The organism is Nocardia sp. NPDC002869 (assembly GCF_046764065.1).
Classification (GTDB): domain Bacteria; phylum Actinomycetota; class Actinomycetes; order Mycobacteriales; family Mycobacteriaceae; genus Nocardia; species Nocardia rhamnosiphila.
This window is the reverse complement of the sequence record NZ_JBKOOL010000010.1, coordinates 39,333-64,776: the sequence shown is the minus strand read 5'-3', so window position 1 is coordinate 64,776 and position 25,444 is coordinate 39,333. Positions and strand designations below refer to the sequence as shown.

Sequence of the window (25,444 nt, the reverse complement as noted above, 5' to 3'; positions counted from 1 at the left end):
GGGCCCGGCCGCCCCGCCCCCGCCGCCCCCCCCCCGCCCGCCGGACCGCCGGGGCCCGGCCCCACTGATCTGGTGGCCGGTCATGGCGGGTAACGCCTTTCGTAATGTGTGGTCGGAGCTGGGCGGGGTTAGAGGCGGCCGCCGAGGGCCAGGGGTTCCAGTGAGGTGCCGAACACCGTGCGGACCACAGCGGCCACGAAAGGGCGGTCGTCCTCGGGGGCGGCGCCGAGGAGATTCGCGGCGGCGGTGTTCGTGTCGGTGGCGGTGGCGATTTTCTGGAACGCCAGCAGTTCGCGCAGCTGCGGCGCCCACCCGACCTCGCCTTTGGCCTGCCGCTGGGCCAGCGTGCGCGCCACTTTCACGGCCCGCCTGTCGACCCCGAGCTTTCCGGCGAGGTCGTAGTCGCTGCCGACCTGCACCTGGAACGCGAACCGGGAGGCCAGCGCATCGGACAGGATCGCCCCGTGGACCCCGGGGTTGTGTCCGGCCACCACGAAGAACCCAGGCTCGGCTTTCACGACCTCGCCGCCGTGGGCTTTGATCACGATCTCGCGGCGGCCGTCCATCGCCGGGTACACCACCGACAGCACGGTCGGCGGGATGAGGGTCGCGTCGTCGATGAACAGCACCCGGCCCTCACGCATCGCGCGGACCAGCGGGCCGTGCACGAAAACGAAAGTTCCGTCGGGGTTCTGGGTGTACTCGCCCACGAAATCGGCGACCGTGGTGTCCCCGTCACCCTGCACGGTCAGCAGATCCCCGTAGGCGGCCTCGATCAGCGAGGTTTTGCCCGTTCCCGGCGGGCCGTACAGCAGCACCGGGACCTCGGCGGTGCGCATCGTCTGCAACACATCCACATCGGCGCGCCCGGCGAGCTTGCGCACGTGGTAGTCCTGCCCGTTCGGGCGGACCACCGTGTTCCCGGTGCGCGCCGGGGTTTTGGGTGTTGTGTTGGCTTTGGGTGTTTTGCGGGGGCGTGGTGCGGCCGGGGTGGCGGATCCGCCGGGGGCCGGGGTGGGTGCGGTAGGCGTGGTGGCGGGGGCCGGGGTAGCGGCGGAGGCGGTGTTTGCGTTGGCGCAATAGCGGCGCGGTGAGGCCGAGGTGCGGTCGGCGTGCCCGGCGGCGGTCAGGGCCTCGAGCGCGTTACCGACAGCCCCGGACGACCGCGCGAGGGTTTTCGCGATCTCACGGGGTGATAGCTCGTCACCCGCAGCATCCACCAGCGCACCGGCGACCATGCGCCGCAATTCCCCATTGCCCAAACGAGCACCAGTTGCGGGGGCCGGGGTCGCGTTGCTTGCCATTTCATCTCCTGAAAGTTCAATCCCATTTCACGCACCAATGCGCGGATCGTGGCATACGTGTAGCGAGGCCACCAATAGGATTTCCGTTGATTTCCCGGCGAATTCCGGGAACGGCTCGACGCTAACTCGACCCACAGTGTGCTCACAACCCGAAAAGGACGAAATATTTACGTAATTCCGCCTCGACCACGCGAATTCGACCGCGCAAGACAGGGAAGAAATGCGCGCGCCACCGAGGCCGGCCGTGTCGGTGTTTCAAAAAGGAATAACGGATTCAAGCCGGACAGAAGAATAAAGAATGGAAAGGGAATGGAGATAAGTGGATTCAGAGGGGGTGAGAGGCGGTTAGCGACAGAGTGACAGCCGGACAGACGCGGGCACACGGGCCGCCCGAGCATGTCTATACGGCTTTGTGTATAGACAATCCCGGGTAACACCCCGCCGGATAAATACCGATCTACCTGCTATTTTGGCACGGCAGGGCGGTCCGGTTTGATCATTGCACCGAATAGTGCACGGAACCTCACCACCGAACAGCGCACGGATTATTTTTCATCGAACCACCCCACCTTCGATCGAGCCACTGCACAGAAACCGCCGCCGATCAGCTGCCGGAGATAGTCTCTGATCGATGTCGTTCAGAATATGCCGGAAAATGCGGGCACAGGCAATTTGGCACCATTCCCATGATCGTAGCAATGACATATACGCGACGATCGGTATTCGCCGAATACAGAATGCCGGGGCTGGTTCTTCTCTATTGGGTGGTGCGGCGGAGCTGGGCGAGGAGTTGCCGAGTCTCAGCGCTGGGGGTTTGGCCTATTTCGGCTAGGGTGCGGGTGAGGAGTGAGTAGGTGCGTGCGAGGGCGGCGTATTCGCCGAGGCGGGCGTGGAGGCGGAGAATGTCTTGCCAGACGGCTTCGTTGTAGGGGTCGTTCTCGGCGGTTTTCTCGAGCAGGCCCAGGGTGGCACGCGGATCATTTTCGGTATTGCGGGCGGCCAGCCAGCTCAAGGCGTTGAGCGCGTTGCGTCGTGCCGATTCACGTAGCGCTTCTGCCCAGGTATCGGTGAGGTCGCTGGCCAGTTCGCGGGTGGCCAGGTCCGCGATACGGCGGGCCGCGGCGACCTGATCGGTGTCGCTGCCCGCGCGGCGTTCGGCGACGGCGGCGTTGAAGTCCCAGTAGTCGACGCCGAGCACTGTGCTCTCCAAGCGGCAATGCAGCCGGTCGTCGGTGACCAGCCCGGTGATCTGCCCGCCGGTCACAGCGCTGAGGGAGGTCCGTAGTCGGCTCAGGGTGTTGGTGAGCGCGCTGGTGCCCCGCCCGGGTGGGCGTTCACCCCACAACATGTCGATCAACTGAGCCCGCGATAGCCCCTCCGGATGCAGGGCGAGCACCGTCAGCAGCTCACGAACGCGGGGCTGAAACTGCGCGGTGACCTCCACACCCTCCACAGCGCCCCGCGCACGCCAGAAGATCCGTGTAGGCCCGAACACCCGCAATACCAAGGCAGGCGCAGCCTCGTGCGGCGCCGGAACCGGTGGAGAGTCCGTGGGTTCGATGACGAAGCCGGGCTCGGGTGCCGCGACGAGTTCTTCCTCACCGAGGTGGCCGGTATCTTCGCGCCCGCGGCCGAGGACTGGGTCGGGGGCTGGCGGCGGTGCAGTGGGTTCCGCGACCGCTGGCCCGGGTTTGCGCGGGACCGGTGTGGCCGCTGGTGGCTGTTCGATGCGGTAGATCGTCGGAGGGGCGTTCTGGTGGCGGGTTCGGCCGTTGCGGCGTGCGGCCCTGGCGAGCTGTTCTGTGGGCTGCCTGTCACCGCGGGCGGGGCTGCGGAGACGGATGTTCAAGTCCGCAGCGATGTCTCGGGCTGCCGCGAGGAGGGGCGCGCCGCGGCGGCGGCGTGGCGCGCGGGTGCCGTGCAACAGCGCCTCAGCGCGGGCCCGGCTGTCGGGGAGGGCACCCAGCAGTGGGAGCCCGAGGGCGGCAGCGAACTCACCGCGGGCATCGGCACCAACGAGGACGATCCCCGGGTGGGTGCTGTGGCGGGCGAGTACGCGGATCCGGTGGGCGGCCGAATCAGAGTCCCAGTGATCAGAACGCACAACCACCAGGCAGGCATCGGCAGCAGCCATCACCGGCTCTATATCCGAATCCGGCTCGGGGGCCCCGCAATCGGCGAACACGGTAGTCCCGAGGTTGCGCCAGCTCGGGGACGGACCGGCCAACAGCTCAACGGTGAAAGCCGCGCGGCCGGGATCGCGGTGAGGTGGCGCGGCCAGCAGCGCCTCTCCGCCGGGTAGGAACTGCACGTGCCGGGCCAGGCTATCCGGGTCGATCGGCGCACCGGTGGTGACCATGCGGGCCAGGCTCGCCAACCCGAGATATGGGTCAGCACCCGCCATGTCGGCGAGCTGCCCGCCTGCGGGGTCGGCTTCCACGATCAGAGTAGGTTCCGGACCGGGCCAGGTGCGGGCGAGAGCCAGGGTGGTTGTGGTGGTCCCGGCGCGTGGACTCAGGCCCGCGACCGCGATCAGCAGCGGCGCCTGCGGGCCTGTGCGCACAGGTGAGGCGTTCACGGTGCCAAACCGGTGGCCGGGGTCATCCTTGCCTCTGGATATTGGTGATCAGCAAGGCACGGCCCTCACCAGGGCGGGTATTGACGACTTGGAGGTAGTCGATGCGTTGCCCCTCGGCGCGCAGTTCGACGATGTGCACGTTCGCGGTGGTCGCCGAGATCGGGGTGATTGCCACGCAATGCGCGGTGCCGCGCGGGATCGACACGATGCCGGCGGCGAGCCCGTCGAAGCCGATCCCGGACTCGGGCGCCAGCAGCCGCATCGCCGCCTCGGCGTCGCGGCTCAGATAGTAGGCAGCCTGGAATGAGGCGATCACGCCGGGCACCGTGGCGGGGTCACCGGCATGGTCGGTGACCACCGTGCCCGACAACCCGGTACACGCGCCCTCCGGCGCGAGTGCCGTGCTGGGAGACGCCGTGGTGACCGCTGGTGCGCCTGCCTCACAGGAATCAACCGATAACGCCACCACACCGATCAGGATCGCGAGGACAGCGGCCGGCACCGCCCAACCCCCGGCCGGTAGCCGATTCCGCACCGCGGACCACCGTGACCGATGGCCACCGGTGACGCCGGTGTCGGGAGTCCGCGGCAGTGCGACCAGCCAACGGTCCTCCGGCAGTTCGGGGTCCGGGTCGGGATCGGGCACGGCGTGCAGCTCGGGCGTGGGTCGTTGCTCGTCCAGCCACGCCCAGGCGTCGTCGTCATCGGGTGGTGGGTCGGGGTACCTCATTCACCTCGCCTCGTCGGGGTTGATCTCGGGTCGGTGGGGATTGCTCCGGGGGCCTGCCCGCACCCGGCAGGGGGAAGAGCGGAGGTGCGGGCAGGGTCCCCCGGAGGGGTCAGTGGTGGCTCGTGTGCTCGGCGCCCTCCTCCCCCGCGTGGTAGCCCTGGACGGGTGTGGTTGCCGGTCGGCTGGTGATGTTGTCGGCGAGCCGGGCGAGGACATCGCCGATGGCCAGGTGCGCGGTGGAGCGGTGGTCGGCGTCGTACTCTCGCCAGCTCACCGCGGCGCCGCGTTGCCGGTAGGCGATGAGTGTGCGTCGGCCGGCGTGCACGGGCACGATCGGGTCGAGTTCACCGTGATACAGGTGCAGGGGCGTCGCCGGTGTGACATGGGCGAGGGTCTCGAGCGCCAGTACGCGCCGCCACCAGGGGTCGTTCCAGGGATCGGGGCGCCGACACCAGTGCGCCAGCGGGTGGGAGAACTGTTGCAGCAGTTCGATGCCCGTGAGGTGCTGTGCTTCGGCTGCGGCGGCGATTCCGTCCTCGGTGAGTACATGGCGCAGGGGAAGCGGGTCGTAGGCGCGTGCCAGCCCGATCAGCGCGGCCAGTCCCAGTCCCGGGTCCGGGCCCTGGCTGATGACCGGTGCCAGGGCGGCGAGGTCGGAGGCGACGGCGCCGGCTGCGGTACCACGCAGGTCCACCTCGGGCGCATACCACGGATGCACCTCCCCGGCAGCCGCAGCTACTCGCCCACCATCGGCATAGCCCCAGACCACCACCGGGGCGATAGGTAGATCCAGGTTCGCGCCCCGGTAGACGGCTCGGGCGAGATCGAGCACGAGCCTCGCGCCGGCGCGGGCGGCAAGGAAGGCATGCGGCCCGGGACCGACACCGAGCCCGTGGCCATCGGGGATGGCCACCACCCATCCCCGCTCCAGGGCGGCCTCGATGGCGGCGGTGTCGGGTTCGGTCCCGGTCGCCAGCAGTTGCGACGGCGCGCATACACCTCCCAGGCCGCGGAAGGGCGGGCAATACACCAGGATCGCGGTCGTGCCGGGCTCAGGGACCGCATCGGGGATCAGCACGATCGCCGAGGCCGCAATGAGCTGGGAGCGGGAATTGGTGGAGACGTAAACGATCTGCCACGCTTCCGCTGCGGCCTCGATTTGCGGGGCGAATACCGCGCGGGTGCGCATGAGGTCGCCGGGTCGTAGTCCTTCGCGCAGGTTCGGTGTCTGATAGAAGTCGATGATGTTCACGGGTGGCTCCCGTTCGAGGTCGTGGACGAGGGCGGTCAAGCGGTCTCAGGGCTGTGGGTCGGGGCTGTGTGGGCTGTCACGAATTCGGCAGCGTGGTCGAGGGCGTCCTCGGTGGTGGCGGTGGCGGTGTGGTCGCTGGGGTATTCACGCCAGCTGACCTGTACTTGCCTGGCGCGGTAGTCCTCGGCGAGTTGTCGGCCCATTGCGATGGGGATCAACGGGTCGTTGCTGCCGTGGTAGAGGTGCACCGGGACCTGTGGGAGGTGTCCGCTGCGGTGTTCGGTACGCAGGACATAGCTCCACATGGGGTCGTTCCACGGGTCGGGGCGTTCGCACCAGCGGCTCAATGAGCAGCCTGGATGCTGTGCGAGCAGCCCGGCCACATCCAGCTCCACCGCCTGCCGGGCGGCGAGCGCACCGAACGGGGTGAGCAGGTGGTCCATCGGCAGGTGGGAATAGGCACGTCCCAACCCGGCCAGTCCAGCCAGCACCAGCCCGGCGCACGGGGCGCCATCGAGAACTCGGGCCAGCGAACGCAAATCGGCGGGAACGGCGCCGGCGATTACTCCGCGTAAGTCGACATCGGGGGAATATCGTGGGGCGAGTTCGGCAGCCCATATTGCGGCGCGTCCCCCGTCGGCGTACCCCCAGACCACCGAAGCGGTCGTTGCCGCGTCGGGGCCCAGGAGTTCGGGAACTGTACGTACCAGGTCGAGTCCGGCGTGCGCTGCTCCTGCACCCGAAAGCCACAGATGCGGGCCGCCACCGGTTATTCCGAGGCCGATCCCGTCGGGTACTGCGACGGTCCAGCCGTGGGCGAGGGCGGCTTGGATCTGTGGGGCTTCGCTTTCGGTCCCGGCGGCCAGTTTTTGCGACGGCGCGCACTGGCCACCGAGACCGTGGAAGGTCGGGCAGTACAGCAAGACCCGAGGCCCGCCTGCGGCTGTTGCGGGGTCGGGTAGCACTACAGTTCCCGAACCCGGGACCGGGACCCCGAACCCTGTGCGCGTGGCATAAACCACCTGCCATGCGGTACTCACGCCCGCGAGACCAGGCAAGATCACCGGGCGACGTCGCAGAATTGTTCCGGCTGCGGACTCGAAGCCAATAGGCGGTGCGTTGTAGAAGTCGTCGGCCGTAGCCGTGGCGGTGTCCGTCACAATGATCCTCCTGCGAGGTCGTGGGCCAGCGCGGTCATCCATGCGGCGCCCGAAACGAGGAGTCCGCCGGTGGCGTAGTCGGTATGCGCGGCCACGGTGCCGGCGAAGCGGACCCAAACCGCCGGGTCGAGCAGTGCGGCGTTGTCGGCCAGCAGCTGCCCCCATGCCGCACCGAGCTGCCCGACCAGGGCAGGGACAACATTTAGCGGGTTCGTGGCGACGGTGGCGGTGATCGCGTTCCATCGGGCCGACGCCGCGGTGTGCTCGGCGGGCCCCGGGGTGGGGAGTCGGGGGTCGGCGGCGTCGATCAGCCTTTGTGCCAACGGCACCGTGGGCTGGTAGTCGACGCGGCCGGGGGTGAGGTGGAAGTCGTTCAGCAGCACGGTGGTCCACGCGTCACCCAGCGCAGCCGACAGCAGCGCGGCCAGCGAGTTCACAGCGGCCAGCGGGTCACGCAGATCGGCTCGCGCGGCTATCTCGGCGCCGAGCCGCAGCAGCGCAGCTCGGTCCGGCGCCGAGCACGCCAAGTCCCCCTCGGCGCAAAAATCGGCAACCCGGCCCGTCAGCGTCCCGTAGCCGGTGCCGCGCTCGGCGATCCCGGACCCCGGCGCAACCGGGGCACTCATCTGCACACCCGCGACCGCCTCACCTGATGTGCCCGGCGCAGGGTCAGGGGACGATTGCCCCGGACGACCGGGAAACACTGGTGAGGAATGTGTCCGGTCCGGGTTGGCGTACAACGCGATTCCTGCGATCTGCTCGGCCGGGACCGGTCCGCTGCCTGCGCCGGTATCGCGGGCGAACCACGACACCGCCTGCGCGCCTTGGGAGTACCCGACTGCCGCGATCGCCGTCTCGGGACACGTGTCGGCGAGCTGGGTGACTGCCGTGTCCAGCCGGTTGCGTGCTTCGGCGACCGACACCGTGTACGGGGCCGCGCCTCCACCGGGCACCGCGCCACCGAATCCGGCGCTGTAGGGAATGTAGCTGCGGGTCACCAAACCGGGAGCTGCCGCCAGGACGGGAGCGATCAATGCCCCGACGACACCCGAATCCGTGCTCGGGTCCGCGGTCGGGGAGGACTGGCCGGTGCCTTGCACCCCGAAGATGTGCAACCTTGCGCATTCACGGCCTATGGGGGCGGCGGAAGCCGGAATACTCACCACAGCGACGGCAGCCAGACATACTCCGGCTACCAGCGCGGCAACGGCGCGGTGGCGGGTTCTGCTCACAGCGGTCACTGCTGCCCGACCCCGACGCCCGCTCCGAACCCCGCACCCACGGTGCCACCGGCCAAGGCGCCCGCAACCGCGACCGGAATGCCGGCGATCGCCGCCCCCGCGGCGGCTCCGGCCGCCGCGCCGATCGCGGTCCCGGCCACGCCAGAGGTGACGGTGCCGATCACCGGTATCGGTACCACGGTGCCCAAAGCGGCCCCGGCTATTCCTCCGACGGTGCCTCCGATCAGGCCACCGACCACCGCACCAGCGGCAGCTGCCGGAATACCTACGGCGGCGGCTCCGGCCGCGCCGCCGAAACCGGCACCGGCCAGGGTGGCGCCGCTGACACGGTCGGAGCGCCCCGCCGGGATACCGACCGAGTCCAGCGCGGTCGCGACCTGAGCTTCAGCAGTCGCCGCGGCGCCGTTGATGGTGTCGCGGACCTCCGGCGGCACCCACGGCGGGCTGGGGGCCTGCCACTGACCGATCCGGATCGTGTCCGGCGGAGGCGCAATCGGGGCCACCGCCGGCACCGGAGCGGGCAGATGCAGTTGCTCGATCCGCACCGGCTCCACCGGCTCCTCGATCGGCGGGGCCGGACGCGAGGGCGCCTCATTACGGACCTCCGGCGGCTGCGCGTAATACACCGGCGGCTCCGGTGCAGGAGGCGGTGGAGGGGGTGCGCTCGTACCCGGTTGGGCGGGACCCGTGACCCCCGGCTGGTCAGCGATAGACGCCGGCAACGGACCCGCCGCGGACGCCGTCCCGTGTGCAGCCACCAACACGGCAACGGGCAATGCCGCAGCCAATGCGATGCGGCCACCAGAGGCAAAGGCGATTGGCCTATACCGTTCGCAGTGCGATTCACCGCACCGGCGCTCACGACCATTCCGTAACGGCTGAGATTGCAAGAACGAAATCGGGTATCGGTAAAAAGGCATGCGGAAATAACCCTTCATTGAGGGGTAGGGGAAAGTATCGGAAGGAATGATCAACGTGCCCGGACCCGCTCTACCGGGACATCGGAAGAATCCGATAGAGCGGGCGTCACGGGCTAATGGATCAGATGAAAGCCAGCACGATGCCGGCCAGCTGAGAAGCCACCGACAGCCCATTCGCGAGCAGTGACAGCCCGGTGTCCACCCAGCTCAGAACAATGTAGGGGTCCATCGAATTCCTTTCCGGTCTTTGGATTGACGCCCTTATCCAAACCCCGAAACGAGTCGCAATGGAAGAGTTCGCAGTTACCTATTTTGCGTTAACTCAATTTTTCCCATCCCCGAAATAGGTGATGTACTGCGCGAACGCGCTACGCGGAAAAATTTTGCGTAACCCGTAAGAGTTCCGTCGTACGACCAGCGGACCCCAGGATCGTGGCGCGCGTCACTACTGCAGGAGATGTCTCTTGAATTTTTCTGTTGCCCGGCCACTTTCGGGTGTGATATCCCTTGATGTCCACTCGGGGGCGGGAATTCACTGGCAGAACTGTGCCGCCCTCGTCGACTCACACATCCGGGGGGTGCCGCATGGCCACGACCACACACCGATCCACGCCCGACTCTGGACCCGCGCCGAAGGCGCGGATCCCCGACCTACCCAGCACACTGCTCACCATCCGGGAACATCTTGGATTGACTCGCGCCGACGCCCACGAGCGCCACAGGGTCAGCAGCTCATACCTCAGCCAGATCGAAGACGGAAAACGCACACCCAGCCTGGACTTGCTGGAACAGATCATCGCTGGCTACGAACTCTCCTGCGCCCAAGCTCAATACCTGCGCGAACTCCGCGCTCCCGCCCGCAGACTCTCCCCGATCTCACACCTACGCCGGTTCATCGCCCGTACGCCGCAGCTTGTCCAGCATCTCGACAAGCTCGAGCAGCACGGCGTACCGGCCACCTTCATCGACCCGCTCAAGCAGGTCCTCGCGGCCAATAACGCGTTGCGAACAGCCTTGCCCGGCATGTTCGACATCGGCTGCATCCCTGAGTGGATGTTCAGCGCCACCGGCAGGGCCGCAGTGCTCAACTGGCCGGCCGAAGCCCTCTACACCGTCGCGTCCCTACGACCCGGACTCGCCCGCTACCGCGACTCCCCCCGAGCCCGCGCTCTCCTGGCCGACCTCGCCAAAGACCCCACCTTCAACGAGATCTGGCACAACAACATCGACATCATCTACGGCCGCGACACCAGCAATCCCCTGCAGTGCCACCACCCCGACACCGACAACCACTACTCACTCACCCTCGCCATCTCTCCCGTCACCCAAACCCAAGAAATCCTGCTCGCCACCGCAGTCCCAGGGCCACCTGCCAACCTCTCTACGTCGTTGGAGCACGGATGACGTTGATATCAGCACAGATAGTTGACGCGCGAATTCACGCCCGTCGCATGAGGCGGATCGAGCGGACCTGGCTAAACAGAGTAGCGCGGTCCTCCCGCCGAATCGCGCCCTCGCTGGATACGGCGTCGAGTACCGGGGCGGCTGCGTTGGCGAGTAGGTCGGCCGTAGTGCCAGCCATCGGCTCTCCGTCGGCATCGAGATCGACGAGTACAGCGCTTATCCGGACGTCCGCATCGACCTCGGCGTCTACAACACACTCACCATCACCCGCAGAGACACTGACCCCTGAGCCACGACCTCACTGCCGCCGGACCGTGCTCCGATCCCTCCAGCAAAGCGGGGCGAACCTCCCCTTTCGTCGACCTCGGTGAAGTCCGACAACAGCAACCGCGACCTCACCACAGTGCGCAGAGCCAACCCCGCTGCCCAGGGACCAAACGGAAGTCATGCGAAGCCCGGCTTTCGGCGCGGTAACAGCGAGCCGCCCTCCCTGCTCAGTGACCCGGGACCCGTCGGCCAGGGAAGGATCTGCGTTCACTGCGGTGGCCAGACCGACGATCAGTTGTCTATCAGAAACCGTCGTGCCTCTCCGGTATCGGGCCTTGTGGTTACCTCGACGTCGCTGCGACCGAGCGTGTCGAGGCATCGGGGCATCGCCCCCGCGCGTCGGCCACCGGTTTCATGGGCCTGTGGATTTAACGGTGTTTCCGGCCTGATTTGCTGACCGGTTGGTCAGCGGGGAGGTGCCGTGATGACGACACTTGATGCCGTGGCGAAGAAGAAGGCCGAAGCCTCGGCCGAGCAGCTGGCGGCAGCGGAGCTGGTCCGGATGGCCAAGGAGCAGGGCTTGTCCTTGACCGGACCCGAGGGGCTGCTTCAGCAGTTCACCAAGACAGTCCTCAAGACCGCGCTCAACGAGGAAATGACCGAGCACCTGGGGTTCGAGCCGAACCAGGCGCCCGAGGATCGGGAATCGACCAACGTGCGCAATGGCACCAGGTCGAAGACGGTGCTGACCGAGACGACCGGGCCGGTGCCGATCGAGGTTCCTCGCGACCGGGACGGGAGCTTCGAACCCCAGATCGTGAAGAAACGGCAGCGGCGGTTGACCGGGGTCGATGAGATCGTGTTGTCGCTCTATGCGAAAGGCCTGACCACCGGGGAGATCTCGGCGCATTTCGCCGAAATCTATGGCGCGTCGGTGTCCAAGGAAACCGTCTCGCGGATCACCGACAAAGTCGTCGCCGAGATGCAGGAATGGTCGAGCCGGCCCTTCGACGAGGTGTATGTCGCGATCTTCATCGACGCCATCGTGGTCAAGATCCGGGACGGTCAGGTCGCCAACCGGCCGATCTATGCCGCGATCGGGGTCACCGTGACCGGGGAGAAAGACATCCTCGGGCTCTGGGCCGGCCCCGGTGGTGAAGGCGCGAAGTTCTGGATGAGCGTGCTCACCGAAATCCGCAACCGTGGGGTCAAGGACGTGTTCTTCCTGGTCTGCGACGGATTGAAGGGCCTGCCGGAGGTGGTGGGCAACGTGTGGCCGCTGGCCACGGTCCAGACCTGCATCATCCATTTGATCCGCAACACTTTCCGGCTGGCCGGCCGCCAGCACTGGGACGCGTTGAAACGCGACGTGAAACCGATCTATACCGCGGTAAACGCCGAGGCGGCCCGGGCAGCACTCGATGAGCTGACCGAGCGATGGGGCACGAAATACGGTGCCATCGTGCGCCTCTGGAACAACGCCTGGGAAGAGTTCATCCCGTTCCTCGACTACGACATCGAGATCCGGAAGGTGATCTGCTCGACCAATGCGATCGAGTCCCTGAACGCCCGCTACCGGCGGGCGATCAAAGCAAGAGGTCATTTCCCGACCGAGCAAGCCGCCCTGAAATGCCTGTATCTGGTCACTCGTTCGCTCGACCCGACCGGGGCCGGTCGGGCACGATGGACCATGCGCTGGAAGCCCGCGGTCAACGCGTTCGCGATCACCTTCGCCGACCGCTGGCCCGACGCCCGAACCTACTGAGAGAAACCGCCGGAAACACCGTTACCGAGATAGACCCGGTTTCATCGCTGGTGATCGCGGTCAAGTCCTCGACGCTAATGCGGCCAACGCGAGCGATACGGCGTCGTGCGGGTCTTAGCGGCTGTCGGTGCGCATCACCATCGCGGCCGGGATCCGGGCGTCGATTCGAGAAGTGTGTTCGGCCGGTTTGCTGTGCGGTCATTCACTGAGGGTCTCCGATCGGCTACGGGATGTCGTTATTCGTAGTCGTCGTTGTGGAGACCGCCGAGGTAGGCAATTGCCCCCAGATACTGACGACACAGCGGTACATGGTCGGTGTGTGTTTCACGGGTTTGCATTGCCTCGTTCAGTGAATCGAACCTCGGTTCGACGGCGCAGTCGTCGAACCGGCCGGGTACGGGTGGGGTTTCGATATCGGGTCGGGAGCTGGTTTCTTCGACGGGATGCCTGGTCCGGGGGCGGGTGTGGGCGGGGGTGATGAGTTGGTGGATTGCCAGGGAACTCACGATCATCTCCTTGACTGCGCTGTTGTGTCGGGGAGGGGCACTGGCGGGGTTGGGGGGAAGGCGACCGGTAGTGCTGTCAAGGCTCGGTGGAACGGTCCGGGTCGCCATGTCAGGGCCCCGGCCGGGACGGCCAGGGCCATGTCCGGGATCGCGTCGAGGAGTTGGTCGATCGCGTCACGCACGATCAGATACGCGAGGGTGCGGGCCGGGCATGCGTGCGGGCCGACGCTCCAGGCCAGGTGGGAACGGTTGCCGGTGAGGTCACCGGCGGTGACGTTCGGGTCGGTGTTGGCGGCGGCGAGGCTGATCAGTACGGGTTGGTGGGCGGGCAGCCAGGTTTGGCCGATGAGGGTGGGGGTGCGGGGGTAGGTGGTGCAGAAATTCGCCATCGGGGGGTCGTGGAACAACACCTCGTCCAGCGCGTCTTGGGTTGACAGGCTGCCGCTGATCAGGCCACCGCCGAAACGCTCATCGGTCATCATCAACAGCAGGGTGTTGGTGATCAGGTTCGGTTGCGCTTCTGCGCCGGCTCCATAGAAGCTCATCAATTGGGCGAGCACTTCTCCTTCGTCGAGGCCGTGCTCGTGGGCGAGTAGCCGTGAGGTGGCGTCGTCGCCGGGATACCGGTGTTTGAGGTCGATCAGTTCTGTCAGTGCTGTCCGCAGCAGAGTCATTCCTTCGGCCGCGCCGACGGTATCGAAACGTGCGGCCATTCCCGCGGTGACCCGTGCCCCGATTTCGGTTGGGCAGCCGATGATCTGGTTGAGGACCGCAATCACGAGGGGACGGGCGTAGTCGGCGACCAGGTCCGCGGATCCTGACTCGCAGAAGGTGTTGATCAGCGGGACGGCGAGGTCTTCGACGACTGCGTGCATCGTGTGGCCGTCGACGGCGTCGATGCTGTCCTTCGACGCTTCCCGGTAGCGGGTGTGGTCGAGGCCGGTGCTGTAGCGGGCCGCCGGAAGCCAGCGCATCATCGGCAGTACCGGCGAATCCGCCGGTACTGTGGTCTGCCAGGTGCGGGGGTCGGTGGGGAAATGCTCGACGTCGTGCAGGATCCGTACCGCGACCTTATGGCCGAGGACCAGTGTGGCCGGCACGCCGTGCGCGATATCGACCGGCGCCAGATCACCGAATTCCGCACGCAGTTCGGCGTAGACACGGTGCGGGTCGGCCGCGAATTCGGGGGTGTACATGGGTGTTCGCGGATCACTGGAATCCTCTGGTGATGCGTGCGCGACCGGACACCGGGCCACCGGTCCTGCGCCGGGATAAGAGATCGAGGGCATCGAGGGCAAAGAAGACATGTTCCGTTTCTTCAAACGTGAGTGAGGAGACCGAGAAGCCGGCTCGGTCTCCGATATCTGGGGGCAACCCGCGAACCCTGCGGGAGGAACGGATCTGGGGTGACGTGTTCGTCACCGGCACCGACCGGCCAGTCAGGGCAGGGCAGGTCAGGTCAGCGTGTCGCGCATGGTCGAGACCAGCGCGTTCTGTTCGGTGCGGGGGCAGCGGGCGCTGATGTAGCCGTCGGGCCGGATGAGGCACACCGCGTCACCCTTGGGTGCCCCGTATAGATCGTGTACCCGCCGCGAATCGGCAGCGACCGCGCCGACCGGTCCGGGTCCGTGGTATCCGGGCGCGAGGACGACCACCGGTTCGACCCGGCGGCCGAATTCCCGACGGACACCCATGACCAGCGCCGTGGTGTCCGCGACGGTGTCGGGGTCGCGGTGGGTGACCAGCAGAGTGTGGCCGCCGTGCCGCAACCGTTCGTGTAGCCGTAGGCGTGGGGTGATCTCTACGTCGGGCGCTCGATCCCCGGCCGACACCCCGGCCAAGAGCTGCCCGGAGTAGGTGCTGGCCTGGGTGGCCTGCCCATATCCGAAGGCCAGTGCCGAGATCCGGCCCACCGCTCGCTCGGTGAACCCGGGTTCCCGGGCGATCGCCAGCCGCTCGGGGACCGGGCGGCCGTGGTCCATCAGCACCGAGTGCAGTTCGTGGGTGCCGGCTACGACCTGTTCGGCGATCGGACGCCGCTCGGCGTCGTAGGTGTCCAACAGCGATTCCCGAGCATGGCCGTTGACGACGGCGGCCAGTTTCCAACCGAGGTTGAATGCGTCCTGCATCGAGGTGTTCATGCCTTGCCCACCTGCGGGGGAGCGCTCATGGCCGGCGTCGCCGCACACGAGGATCCGCCCGTTGCGATACCGGGAGGTCGTCCGCCGCCGTGTCCGGAACACCGTCGTCCACTCCGGCGTCCCTAACCGCACCGCACCGCCGAAATGGTCGTCGAGCACCGTCTGGAATGCTGCCGCGGACGCATCTATCTTGCGGGCATCTCCGGTTCCGCTGATCAATACCCGCCACAGACCACCCGGTAGCGCGGTCGTCAACAGCATGTGATCGCGGGTGATGCGGTAATCGACACCGCCGACTTCCACCGGGCACCCCGATAGCGTCACGTCCATCATCCGCATCGCGGTCTCCACGTACTCCGCGCTGGTGACCTCCGCCCCCAGGTAGCCGGCGACGCGGCTGTGCACGCCATCGCATCCGATGAGCCACTCAGGGTGAACCGTTTCGGTTTCGCCGCTGTTCGTATCGCGCAACGTGGCGGCAACTTCCCCGCCGGGGTCGACAGCCACCGAAACCAGTTCGGTATGCCAACCGATACTTCCACCCAGCGCAATGAAATGGGCGCGCAGAATATCCTCGGTGTCGCGCTGGCTGATCGTCCGGTAATAGGGATACCGACTATCGAGGCGGGTGAAATCCAACTGCACCTTTTCCTCGAACCCCTCGAAGCGATAATCCATCCACTCGCTCCGCAAACCCCTGTCCTGGAACTCCTCGACGACCCCGGCCTGCTCCAGCAACTCCAGGGTGCGGGTATGCACCGTGAACGACCGCGACGTCATCACCGAGGCGGTAAGCCTGTCGATCACCCGACACTCCACGCCACGACGCAACAACTCGATACCGAGAATGAGCCCGGTCGGACCAGCACCCACGATGAGAACAGAAACCCGTGAAACACGCGAAAACCACATCGAGATATCTCCAACTTGATCAAGATCGAAATCGAATCGTGCATCCGTCTGCGACACACGACGGCACCGAATTGGTCGCGACGTCAGCAGCGGAGCTTCGATGAGCGGACGAATGGCACGGTCACAGCCTCCAAGTGGTGTACGTCGGATGCGTGTGGCGGCAGTGGCACACGCCATGGAACGGTGGATCGGCGTGAAAGCGCTACAGGTATTGCCGGATAGCACGAATCAGTTCACCGTCGCCTCTGCCGACCGTCGGTCGGCATGTCCTGACTGTGCCGCGGCGGGGTGTCGCATCTCGACACCCATCACATGCCCATCTCAAACTTCTTGTGCCCCTGCTGTCCCCTCTACGATGGGCACCGCCAGCAGACGCAGGGAATCGAAAGGTCTCGAGGGGTAAAGGGGAAACGGCGATGGCAACACGCCTCAAAACCGTGCTACAGCAACAGCACCTTCAAACACACACAGCGTTCTGCCGCGAATACGACAAGATCGCCGCCACCATCGACCCCGACCTCGTCGGAACCGCCCCGAAACGATCACAGTTCCACCGCTGGCTCTCGGGCGACGTGAAAGGACTCCCCTACCCCCACCACTGCCGCATCCTGGAAAAAATGCTGCCCGGACACACCGCCACCGAACTGTTCCAACCGGAAACCACCGGTCGGCAGTACGACGCGACCATTATTCCCGCCCGATCGGACGGGCCTGTCAAACCCTTTGGCTCGTGGTTGCCTCCAGGAGCCGAACACGCCGAGTCAGGCTTCGCAGCGGAAGAATTCGCCGACTCGCACGGATGGTTGGATGGCTCCCGTCTTCCCTTCTTGCGCATGCCTGCGGGCCGGTTCTTCGCCGGGGCGGATATTCCGGCTGTCGTTGTTGCGGCGGTGCCTGATCGCGGTCGTATCGTGGCTGCTGCGCCGACCGGAACGGCTCGGTATCCGGCACTGTCCGGCTCGGGGCGATCGGTGGTGGTCGCCCACATCGACGATGCTGATCAGCCGCGTCGCTATGTGATGGATCGCCGCCGAGTTCGGGCCCGGCTGGCGACCACCTCGCCGGAGGCGCCGCTGCTGTTCCCTCGCGCATACGTGCTCGATGATTTCACACTTGCCATCATTTGGGCTGTGACCGGCCTGGACAGCGCGCTGCTGGATGACGACGCCGACCTGGCCGAAGTGGTCGGGCTGCTGGAGCCAAGGACGTCCGGCCCGCATCTGGCCTTGGGCCGCGATGTCGGCGCCGAATTGTCCGCGGTGTCGAGGATGTGGCTGGGCTCGGAGGTCTGTGCTCGCCATATCCTGCGAAACGCTGACACGCTAACCGACACTCCACAGTTCTGGAGCCGGGAACAGCGTGGAGAAGAGGCGAGCACGTGGCTGCTGTTCGGACACAAGTACCGGTATCTGCATGCCACGAGCAGCCCGGACTCCGACCGGCCCGTACGCGCATTCTGCGTCCCTCCCGCCGCCGTCCATCATTCCGGACGACCTGAGCGGATACTGCTACTCCTCGCGGCGGTCCTACACGAATCCACCGGTGTCACCACCGTCATCTGCTCCGAACCCGAGTACACGACCACTCCCGGGTTCGTCCTCGACCGCAACCACCGCGCGTTGGTGGCGAACTGGGTCAACACCGACCGGATCTGGCAGGTCGACGTCACCGACCGCCGACCGACTCTGCGCGAGTTCGATGACGCGATCCGATGGGCACGATCGCGCACTGTCCTGCCCGGTGCATCACCGCGTGACCGGCTTCAGGCGTTGGCCGATTACCTCGATCTGGACTGGAGTTGGCTGGTTCGCCGGGCAACTGAGTTTGCCGACAGCGGGATCGCCGGTTTGTGTGCCCCGCGCAGTCGACTGCTGTCGACCGCTGGTCTCGACCAGGCATGCACCTTCCTTTCCAGCCTCGACGCCGCCGGTCGTTAGGCTGCCAGAGTGCCTACCGTCGAATCTCCACGCCGTGTCACCGTTTTCGCCCTCGGTGGCACCATCGCCATGACCGATACCGGCGGCGGCACTGTGACTCCGACTTTGTCGGCGCAACAACTCTTGGCGGCCGTCCCCGGGCTGGTTACCACGGGTATTGCGATCGATACTGTCGACTTCCGGCACAAGCCCGGTGCCAGTCTGACGTCGGCCGATATCGCTGCTCTCGCCAGCGAGATCGCCTCCCGACGCGACGATATCGACGGTGCGGTCATCACCCAGGGCACTGACACCATCGAGGAAACCGCCTACCTGCTCGACCTGCTCCACACCCCGGACTTTCCGGTGGTCGTCACAGGAGCCATGCGTAACCCGACGCTGGCCGGCGCCGACGGCCCCGCGAATATCCTCGCCGCGACCCTCACCGCAGCCGATCCCAGGATGCGCGGCCAGGGCTGCCTGGTGGTGTTCAACGACGAAATCCACGCAGCACACCGGGTCCGTAAGACTCACACCACCAGCACCGCCACCTTCTCCTCCCCCAACGGAGGTCCGCTGGGCTTCCTCACCGAAAACCGGCCCTGCCTGCTCAACCGCCGCCTACACCGACCGACTCTACCGACAGCGGCACCAGGGGCTATTGCATCACCACATATCCCTATCGTCACCGTGACGCTCGGCGATACCGGCACAGGTCTACGTGCCCTCTCCGGGAATGTTTCCGGGCTCGTCGTCGCCGGGTTCGGTGCCGGCCACGTCCCGGCCGACCTCGTCGATATCCTCACCGAGCTCGCTGCCAGAGTTCCAGTAGTCCTGGCCTCACGCGCCGGCGCCGGGACAGTCCTGTCGGCTACCTACGGATTCCCAGGATCGGAGCAAGACCTCCTCGCCCGGGGCTTGATACGTGCCGGATATCTCGATCCACTAAAGGCCCGTATCTTGCTGCATACCCTGTTAGGGCTCACTGTCGATCGGGCCGTCATCGCCGACGCATTCGCCGTCTCCGGCGGCTACGCCGACCCAGATTCTTGGCCCTGGCCCGACCACCTACGCAAGGAGCATTGACGATGCGCGCCCACGAACTCCGCCTCGGACGCTCCTTCGGCCTCGTCTTCGACCACGGCGACGACTTCTACACCGCCCTCGACGAGTTCTGCCGCACTCACCACATCCGCCAGGGTTACATTCCCTCGTTCATCGCCGGATTCAGCGAGGTCGACCTCGTCGGCGCCTGTGACCGCCTCGACGACCCCGCCGCCCCCGTCTGGTCCAAAGTTCATCTCCGCAACGTCGAAGCATTCGGAGGCGGAACCCTCGCGTACGACCCCGACAGCGGCGAACTCAAACCACACATTCACGTCGCGATCGGACTCAAGGAACACGCCGCCTCCGGCTACACCAGCCACCTCCTCGGCGCTACCGTCCAATTTCTCACCGAAATGCTCGTCATCGAAGTCCTGGCACCGGACATGACCCGAACACCGCAATCAGACCTCTACAACGTTCCCCTGCTCCGGTTCGACAACGCGCCCGGCCACGGCGCGACCGAACCGAGATGACCGGAGGGAAGCGACTCACCTCGATCGAAGAGCAGCTCGCCAAGAAGTGGCCACAGCTCGGCGGTCGGGATGCCAAGGACGCTCTGGCCTCGATCCTCAGCAAGCACAGCTAGCGGCCCCGCTCTACCCCTCGGTCTCGACCCCTGCCCGGGGCATCCCTTCCGCGGCGGGTGGGCTGTGGTGGTTCCCGGAAGGGAGATTCAACTCCTGGCGGCGGACGGTTGATGCGGAGTATGTCTGCGGCCTCGTGTCCGGTCATAGCCGGATGTTCCCCACGGGCCGCAGCTTCCCGATCCAGGCGCACGCGCTCGGCCACCCGATCGACGGCTTCGCGGTGCCTCTGCTGCTCCTCGCGTATCTGTCGCTCGCGTTCCTGCTTCTCCAGGGCCTCCTTGGCAGCGGCTCGGGTCCGCTCCCTCTCCTCGGCCTTTTTCTGGACTTCGCGAATCCTTTCCTTTGCTCGAAGCTCCGAGGATTTGAAGAGCTCTGGCTGTTGCTGTTCTCGATTGCGCTCCAGTTCCCGGCCGAGCTTTTTGGCTTGTCTCGCCTGCTCCTGAGTGACCTCTTCAACACGGAAGCGGTCACCGAAGTCGCGCACCATGTCATCGAGGGCTTTGCGAATCTCCTGGTCCGGGGCACCTTCGATGACAATCCAAGCTCCCCTGGCCCTCTTGTCGATCGTCAGGGCTTCGCGGTCCAGCTTGATCTGCTTCAGTGTGAAGTCGTCGGCTTTGAGCCTCCTGGCGCCCTTGTACTCCCGAAATTCGTACTGGTTTATTGCTCTGCCGGCGTCGTGGATGCGGCGGCCCGAAGCCAGTTGCTGAGGCACCTCATGCTGCCAACCCCTGTCGGGCGTCTCACCTCGCATCTCGGCAATGCCGTAGTGAAACCAGCGTCCGATGTCCTGGGAGGTACGGCCACGCTGGGAACGCTCACGTTGTTCCCGGCGCTCCTGCTCGACATACCGTCGGCGACGCTCTTCTTCTTCGCTAGGCATCCCCCCGACCCCCGATTAGATCAGGCCGTGTTTTCGTTGTAGGTCCAAGCCCTCATGCTCGAGTCCATGAGCCTTGGCGTAATCGACAGCGCGCGAATACCACTCGCCCACGACGGCCGATCCGAACTCCGCGTCCGGCGAGTCGAACAGCATGTTGACCGGGTAGTCGGCTTCGTCGGTCCAGTCGTATCGGATCGTCGGCCCGAAGTTCTGAAGACGGCCGTCCTCGGCGAAAAGCACTCTGCCCATCGAGGGGTCGTTGATCCAGCGGCCGTCGCAGTGCCTGACGAAGTATTCGCCGATGTAGGCCACGAACGCATCCACCAACTTGGTCTTGTCGGCGTCGAACAGCGCGTCTTCGTCGACGAAGAAATAGTCGAAAGCGTGGTCCAGCCAGTGCAGCGCCATCTCGTCGCTGTAGCGATCAACGCCCAACGGCATCGGACCTATGGGCTTGGCCGAGCCGGTCTGAGTCTTCCAGTCGGCGGGCACCCTCGGCAGCGCTTCGGTAAACAGCCAGTCGATCACCCCCGCGATGCGCTCGGGGCTCGACCACACCACCCACTCCGGATCGTCCTGTGCCGCCACGTCGATCTCATCCATCACTGGTCGATTCCTTCCCCTCGTGTCCACCAACCCGATTCGGACCACCGCAGCGTACCCGCCGGTTCGCACGATCTATCGCTCTCAGAGGAGCCGAGGAAGCAGACCGATGCATCCGTCAAATCGGCGCTTCCGGGCCCACCGCGGTGGCCATATCCAGAAACATCTCGGCAACGACGAGATGCGGGAGCTGCGCACTTAGGAGGTCAGGTTGGTGTAGGTGGTGTGTATGTCGTCGGTGACGGTGGTTGTTTCACCCCAGTGCCGGGGCGGGTGGGCATTGTCTGCCCTCCGATACCCGCTACCTGGCATGACGGAGCCGCGAAATCGGACACGGACGCGTCTGGTCCCTCGATTCAGCAGCGCACTATATCGCCGCGGCCTGCGGAGACGGGACAGTCCGGCTCCATTCGATCGCCGACACCGACCAGGCGACAGTGCTGGATACAGAGGCACGCCGCATCTGAGCGGTGGCGATAGCACAGTCCGGCGACCGGCTCGCCGCAGCGGGCGACTACGGCCGGGCCCGGGTATAGCTGCACCTGATCAGGTTTCCCGGTAGCGCGCCAGTATCTTCTTCACAGCGTCCGTGACCGGTGGTTCCTCGGCCAGACTGGTCCAGGTGTAGGCGTCGTGTTCGGTGAGTTCCACGGGCTCGGTGTGTCCGACCTCAACAGTGAAGTTGAATTGTCGGCTTTTCTTGCCGCTGCCGGACTGGTAGTCGAACTTGCCGAGATAGTTCGTGATGGCGGTTACCTCGAGGCTGGTTTCTTCCTTGACTTCGCGAATCAGGGCTTGGTCGATGGCTTCGCCGGGGTCGACCTTGCCGCTGGGAAGCTCCCAGATTCCGCCCATGAAGTCGTCGGCGGGGCGTTGCAACAGAAGGACTTTGCCGCCGTGTTGGACGACGGCGCCGACGACGAGTTGTTGCACCTCGTCCTGGCCGGCTTCCCGTGTCAACGTATCCAGCAGTGGTGTCTCGATCATCGAGCCCTATCCTTTCAGATCGGCGTGGTGGGTGGTCACTTTGTGGAGCGCTTCGATGTAGCGATCGACGAGTGGTAGGTCCTCGTCTCGATGCCACACGGGGAGTTTGAGCGTGGCGTGGTGCAGAGATTCAGCCCTTGGATAGTCGCCTGGTGCGTACGCCAGTTTGCCAGTGAAGGCCGGAAACAGAGGACCTGGCTCTTGGAAGAGCGGCAGGAGGTTGAGGGGGCAAGTCGATCCGGGCCGGTCGATCTCGTAGCAGCCCTCGGCCTGCAGCGCGGCGTGGAAGCGCTCGACCGGCACATCGTCGAACATTGCATCGTCGTAGACAATCGTGAACCCATACCAGGCTGGTCGCGCCTGCAGGTCGTGCCAATTGACAGTCAGACCGGGCTCTTGCCGGAGTGCGTCGTGGATGTGCTCAGCGACGCGCTGACGCCCTTCGAGGTATTCATCCAGATGCGACAGCTGCTTCAGGGCAATGGCTGCGGCCAGCGGATGGATGCGATGCTTGAGCCCCATACCGGTCACGGCGAAACGGCTGAGGTCAGAGTGCGCTGGGATTTCGTTTCGGCACCGCTTGTTGTATTGGCCGTGCAGCAAGACGCGATGGTAGACGTCCTCGTCATCAGTTATGACGAAGCCACCTTCCCCTGCTGACAGCGGTTTCGGGCCGTTCATGCTGAACGCGGCGGCTTGCCCGAAGGTGCCGAGCTTCTGTCCACCGATGCTTGCCCCGTGAGCGTGGGAAGCATCTTCGAGCAGTGGCAGACCATGGCTGTCCGCCAGGGTTTTCAGGCGTCGAATCTGAGCTGGCATCCCCCACATATGTGTGACGACGATGGCTTTGGTGCGCTTTGTGATACGTCTCGGCACGTCGTCCGGATCGAGGTTGCCGCTGGCGTCGCAATCAGCCAGGACGGGGGTTGCGCCCAGGTGCAGCAGCGGGGTGGCGGTAGCGAAGAAGGTATACGCCGGCACTATCACCTCGTCACCTGGCCCGATGCCGCAGGCGGCATACATCGAGTGCAGTGCCGCAGTGCCTGAGCTGGTGAGGACGGCGTAGCGGGCGCCAAAGTACTGCTGGAGTCCATCTTCGAGTCGAGCAATGACACCTGAGCGGTCATAGATCGAGATGCCTTCATCAAGCTGGTCGAGGATGGCAATGCTGGTGGCCTCTGTCATTGGCGGCCATGAGAAATGCGGTGCCGCATCGGTAATGACAGGGGACCCGCCGAGCAGCGCCAGAGGTGAAGTCACAACAGCTCCTTGGGATTGACGTAGTTGTGGGTGCGCGCGGCCTTGTAGCAGGCAGAGACAAAGGCCATGTGATCCAGGTTCTCGGCGGGACCGCTGAGGTTCGGCCGGTCGCCATCGATGACGCGGTGGAAGTAGTCGATCTGGCAGGCCGCGGCCGAGGGCCAGGCTTGTTCACGATGCAGCGACTCGATGACGTCGCCGCTGTTCGTCAGCCGGCGGATGCGGCCACGTTCCAGGTGCACGACGCCGTCGGACCCGACCAGCCGGATCTCTTCGGTCTTCGGCCCGATGAACCGCGAGAGCAGCAACGAACCGTAGAGGCCGCTGTCGTAGGAGAAGTGGATGAGGGCGGTGTCTTCGGCGTCATAGCACCGGTCCGGTCGTGCGCCGACCGACAGCTCGGCTGTGATGCTGTCGGGCAATCCGAAGTACCACAGGATCAGGTCGATGAGGTGGTAGCCCATGTCGATAACGCAGCCGCCGCCTGCCTTGGCGGTCTGCCCACGCCAGCCTTCAGAGGGGTCATCGACGTGGACGGTGTAGCGGGCGTCGATCAGAAATGGCGTGCCGATCTGGTCAGCGAGCTGCGGGAAGCTCGTGTAAATCGGATTGAATCGCCGTTGCAGCGTGACCATCAGCTCGATACCGGATCGCTCGCACAACTGCGCCAGTTCGATGGCTTCGATCAGGTTGGTGGCGAACGGTTTCTCCTTGAGGACGTGGACCTGATGCTCCGCGGCTACTTCGATCACCGCCCGGCCAACATCGTGCGGCACGCAGACCACCACGAGGTCGAGTGTCTCGGCCTCGAACATTGCGCGATAGTCGTCGAAGCCAGGCACCCGGTGCATGGCTTCCTGCTCGCGCACGGCCCTTGCGTCCTCATCACAAACGGCGGCCAGCTCGACATGGCGCGACCGCGCGAGTGCCGGTAGGTGATCGTTGATTGCCTGGCGTCCGAGGCCCACGACCCCAGCCCGCAGTGTCTTACTGGCGTTACTAATACGGCGCGAGGTGCGCCAACCGGATTCGATGTCCGGGCAAACGATGCGCGACACCGGTGCTGCACCGAGCGCGCCTCGGACCGATTCACATGGTCTCATTCGATCCCCCTACTGATCGTTGCGCAGATAGCCGTTGGATACCGGAGCCGTCGCCCGAGACTCACGTATGTGACCTCGGGCGCCACCACCACGGTCGGCCGCAGCACCGGCAACGCCACCCCATGTTCGGGACGGCCCTCGAGCAAATCGACGAGCTCGGCACGAGGCAACGCATCCAGACGCAGGGTGCGCCGCTCACCGATTCGGGCCGCATGCCAACCGTCCAGGGAAAGAAACTCCGCCACCTGCTCGATCTCGGCCCACCGCTGCCTGGCGGTCGAGCCACCCGCAGGTGAGTATTCGACCAGGTCATCGATAGCCACATGAAGCATGTGAACCTGGCCTCCCTCTCGCTTGACTCGGCTGATCAGTCCATCGCAGCCGATGGCTTCGTCGTCAGGATGGGCAGCGATGACCAGCACGCGCTGTTGTCTCCAGTCGATCTGCACGCTGCTCACCACCGAACCCGGTAACCCGACATCGGCCACGCCGGACTGCATCTGTCGGTCGGATACGCCACCCACGCCTCAGCGCCCGGTTCAACCCAGGTGAGGTACGTCGCGATCTGGACGAAGCCGGAACGCCGAATCATCGCGGCTGTCTGCCCGCTGCACCCACGGGCATCTCTGCTCCAGTAGTAAGCGGATACAGATGGAGGAGAATCTGCATCGACAACCAGGATTCCATTGCGGCCTCCACATACTCGAAACAACTGGATTAGCTGCCCGGCAGCCAGTTCAACGACCACCCGGCCAGCGATATCCGCACTCCCAGCACGAAAAGCGGGCAGAACCCAAGCTCGAGCCGGCGTAGGCCCT

General features: G+C 65.5%; 21 protein-coding genes. 5 read left to right on the top strand and 16 right to left on the bottom strand.

The window, feature by feature from the left end; genetic code table 11:
- Positions 1 to 128: 128 nt before the first annotated feature.
- From ACLML9_RS03255 to ACLML9_RS03225, 7 genes are all read right to left on the bottom strand, one after another.
- Complete coding sequence (locus ACLML9_RS03255; protein ID WP_411944053.1) at positions 129 to 1,304, bottom strand: AAA family ATPase; 1,176 nt, start codon at positions 1,302 to 1,304, stop codon at positions 129 to 131.
- Positions 1,305 to 2,061: 757 nt separating this feature from the next.
- A complete protein-coding gene (locus ACLML9_RS03250; RefSeq protein WP_411944052.1) occupies positions 2,062 to 3,882 on the bottom strand; it encodes an AfsR/SARP family transcriptional regulator in 1,821 nt (606 codons plus the stop codon).
- 22 nt (positions 3,883 to 3,904) lie between these two features.
- Positions 3,905 to 4,612 (bottom strand): hypothetical protein, encoded by a 708-nt coding sequence (locus ACLML9_RS03245; RefSeq protein WP_411944051.1) that lies wholly within the window; start codon positions 4,610 to 4,612, stop codon positions 3,905 to 3,907.
- 109 nt (positions 4,613 to 4,721) lie between these two features.
- Complete coding sequence (locus ACLML9_RS03240) at positions 4,722 to 5,903, bottom strand: lipase family protein (RefSeq protein WP_411944050.1); 1,182 nt, start codon at positions 5,901 to 5,903, stop codon at positions 4,722 to 4,724.
- Entirely contained in the window at positions 5,900 to 6,787 is an 888-nt protein-coding gene (locus ACLML9_RS03235; protein ID WP_411944049.1) for a lipase family protein, read from the bottom strand. Before ACLML9_RS03235 ends, ACLML9_RS03240 begins: the two co-directional genes overlap by 4 nt.
- 233 nt (positions 6,788 to 7,020) lie before the next feature.
- Positions 7,021 to 8,187, bottom strand: coding sequence for a cutinase family protein (locus ACLML9_RS03230; RefSeq protein ID WP_411944048.1), 1,167 nt, complete (start codon positions 8,185 to 8,187; stop codon positions 7,021 to 7,023).
- A 74-nt stretch (positions 8,188 to 8,261) separates the two neighbouring features.
- Positions 8,262 to 8,891, bottom strand: coding sequence for a hypothetical protein (locus tag ACLML9_RS03225; protein ID WP_411944047.1), 630 nt, complete (start codon positions 8,889 to 8,891; stop codon positions 8,262 to 8,264).
- Positions 8,892 to 9,770: 879 nt separating this feature from the next.
- On the opposite strand from ACLML9_RS03225, the gene ACLML9_RS03220 reads away from it, so the two are divergent.
- Positions 9,771 to 10,589, top strand: a complete 819-nt coding sequence (locus tag ACLML9_RS03220; protein ID WP_411944046.1) for a helix-turn-helix domain-containing protein — start codon at positions 9,771 to 9,773, stop codon at positions 10,587 to 10,589.
- 748 nt (positions 10,590 to 11,337) lie between these two features.
- Complete coding sequence (locus ACLML9_RS03215) at positions 11,338 to 12,621, top strand: IS256 family transposase (RefSeq protein WP_411944045.1); 1,284 nt, start codon at positions 11,338 to 11,340, stop codon at positions 12,619 to 12,621.
- Between the two features lie 236 nt (positions 12,622 to 12,857).
- Here the strand turns inward: ACLML9_RS03215 and ACLML9_RS03210 are convergent, their stop codons facing one another.
- The 3 genes from ACLML9_RS03210 to ACLML9_RS03200 all read right to left on the bottom strand — a co-directional run bounded on the left by ACLML9_RS03210 (position 12,858) and on the right by ACLML9_RS03200 (position 16,180).
- Positions 12,858 to 13,127, bottom strand: a complete 270-nt coding sequence (locus tag ACLML9_RS03210) for a hypothetical protein (protein WP_411944044.1) — start codon at positions 13,125 to 13,127, stop codon at positions 12,858 to 12,860.
- A 2-nt stretch (positions 13,128 to 13,129) separates the two neighbouring features.
- Entirely contained in the window at positions 13,130 to 14,416 is a 1,287-nt protein-coding gene (locus tag ACLML9_RS03205; protein WP_411944055.1) for a cytochrome P450, read from the bottom strand.
- 165 nt (positions 14,417 to 14,581) lie between these two features.
- The gene (locus ACLML9_RS03200) at positions 14,582 to 16,180 is read right to left on the bottom strand and encodes an FAD-dependent monooxygenase (protein WP_411944043.1); all 1,599 of its coding nucleotides are present in this window, start codon (positions 16,178 to 16,180) and stop codon (positions 14,582 to 14,584) included.
- 416 nt (positions 16,181 to 16,596) lie between these two features.
- On the opposite strand from ACLML9_RS03200, the gene ACLML9_RS03195 reads away from it, so the two are divergent.
- The 3 genes from ACLML9_RS03195 to ACLML9_RS03185 are packed head-to-tail and all read left to right on the top strand — an operon-like array spanning position 16,597 to position 19,676.
- The gene (locus ACLML9_RS03195; protein WP_411944042.1) at positions 16,597 to 18,117 is read left to right on the top strand and encodes a hypothetical protein; all 1,521 of its coding nucleotides are present in this window, start codon (positions 16,597 to 16,599) and stop codon (positions 18,115 to 18,117) included.
- 9 nt (positions 18,118 to 18,126) lie between these two features.
- Positions 18,127 to 19,182 (top strand): asparaginase, encoded by a 1,056-nt coding sequence (locus ACLML9_RS03190; RefSeq protein WP_411944041.1) that lies wholly within the window; start codon positions 18,127 to 18,129, stop codon positions 19,180 to 19,182.
- 2 nt (positions 19,183 to 19,184) lie between these two features.
- Positions 19,185 to 19,676, top strand: a complete 492-nt coding sequence (locus tag ACLML9_RS03185) for a PPC domain-containing DNA-binding protein (RefSeq protein WP_411944040.1) — start codon at positions 19,185 to 19,187, stop codon at positions 19,674 to 19,676.
- A 109-nt stretch (positions 19,677 to 19,785) separates the two neighbouring features.
- Here the strand turns inward: ACLML9_RS03185 and ACLML9_RS03180 are convergent, their stop codons facing one another.
- The 6 genes from ACLML9_RS03180 to ACLML9_RS03155 all read right to left on the bottom strand — a co-directional run bounded on the left by ACLML9_RS03180 (position 19,786) and on the right by ACLML9_RS03155 (position 25,126).
- Positions 19,786 to 20,505, bottom strand: coding sequence for a hypothetical protein (locus ACLML9_RS03180; protein WP_411944039.1), 720 nt, complete (start codon positions 20,503 to 20,505; stop codon positions 19,786 to 19,788).
- 183 nt (positions 20,506 to 20,688) lie between these two features.
- The gene (locus ACLML9_RS03175) at positions 20,689 to 21,276 is read right to left on the bottom strand and encodes a hypothetical protein (protein ID WP_411944038.1); all 588 of its coding nucleotides are present in this window, start codon (positions 21,274 to 21,276) and stop codon (positions 20,689 to 20,691) included.
- A 546-nt stretch (positions 21,277 to 21,822) separates the two neighbouring features.
- Positions 21,823 to 22,263: an NUDIX hydrolase gene (locus tag ACLML9_RS03170; protein ID WP_411944037.1), complete on the bottom strand. Its 441-nt coding sequence runs from the start codon at positions 22,261 to 22,263 to the stop codon at positions 21,823 to 21,825.
- A 6-nt stretch (positions 22,264 to 22,269) separates the two neighbouring features.
- The gene (locus tag ACLML9_RS03165; protein ID WP_411944036.1) at positions 22,270 to 23,523 is read right to left on the bottom strand and encodes a DegT/DnrJ/EryC1/StrS family aminotransferase; all 1,254 of its coding nucleotides are present in this window, start codon (positions 23,521 to 23,523) and stop codon (positions 22,270 to 22,272) included.
- Positions 23,520 to 24,581, bottom strand: coding sequence for a Gfo/Idh/MocA family protein (locus ACLML9_RS03160; protein WP_411944035.1), 1,062 nt, complete (start codon positions 24,579 to 24,581; stop codon positions 23,520 to 23,522). The genes ACLML9_RS03165 and ACLML9_RS03160 overlap by 4 nt, the downstream gene beginning before the upstream one ends.
- 41 nt (positions 24,582 to 24,622) lie before the next feature.
- Complete coding sequence (locus ACLML9_RS03155) at positions 24,623 to 25,126, bottom strand: PIG-L family deacetylase (protein ID WP_411944034.1); 504 nt, start codon at positions 25,124 to 25,126, stop codon at positions 24,623 to 24,625.
- Positions 25,127 to 25,444: the final 318 nt, after the last annotated feature.

What these genes read in the sequence shown, in the direction of transcription:
- ACLML9_RS03255 (WP_411944053.1), bottom strand. Translation starts at nt 1,304, where the DNA reads ATGGCAAGCAACGCGACCCCGGCCCCCGCAACTGGTGCTCGTTTGGGC.
- ACLML9_RS03245 (WP_411944051.1), bottom strand. Translation starts at nt 4,612, where the DNA reads ATGAGGTACCCCGACCCACCACCCGATGACGACGACGCCTGGGCGTGG.
- ACLML9_RS03220 (WP_411944046.1), top strand. Translation starts at nt 9,771, where the DNA reads ATGGCCACGACCACACACCGATCCACGCCCGACTCTGGACCCGCGCCG.
- ACLML9_RS03205 (WP_411944055.1), bottom strand. Translation starts at nt 14,416, where the DNA reads ATGCCCTCGATCTCTTATCCCGGCGCAGGACCGGTGGCCCGGTGTCCG.
- ACLML9_RS03200 (WP_411944043.1), bottom strand. Translation starts at nt 16,180, where the DNA reads ATGTGGTTTTCGCGTGTTTCACGGGTTTCTGTTCTCATCGTGGGTGCT.
- ACLML9_RS03195 (WP_411944042.1), top strand. Translation starts at nt 16,597, where the DNA reads ATGGCAACACGCCTCAAAACCGTGCTACAGCAACAGCACCTTCAAACA.
- ACLML9_RS03185 (WP_411944040.1), top strand. Translation starts at nt 19,185, where the DNA reads ATGCGCGCCCACGAACTCCGCCTCGGACGCTCCTTCGGCCTCGTCTTC.
- ACLML9_RS03175 (WP_411944038.1), bottom strand. Translation starts at nt 21,276, where the DNA reads ATGGATGAGATCGACGTGGCGGCACAGGACGATCCGGAGTGGGTGGTG.
- ACLML9_RS03170 (WP_411944037.1), bottom strand. Translation starts at nt 22,263, where the DNA reads ATGATCGAGACACCACTGCTGGATACGTTGACACGGGAAGCCGGCCAG.
- ACLML9_RS03155 (WP_411944034.1), bottom strand. Translation starts at nt 25,126, where the DNA reads ATGCAGTCCGGCGTGGCCGATGTCGGGTTACCGGGTTCGGTGGTGAGC.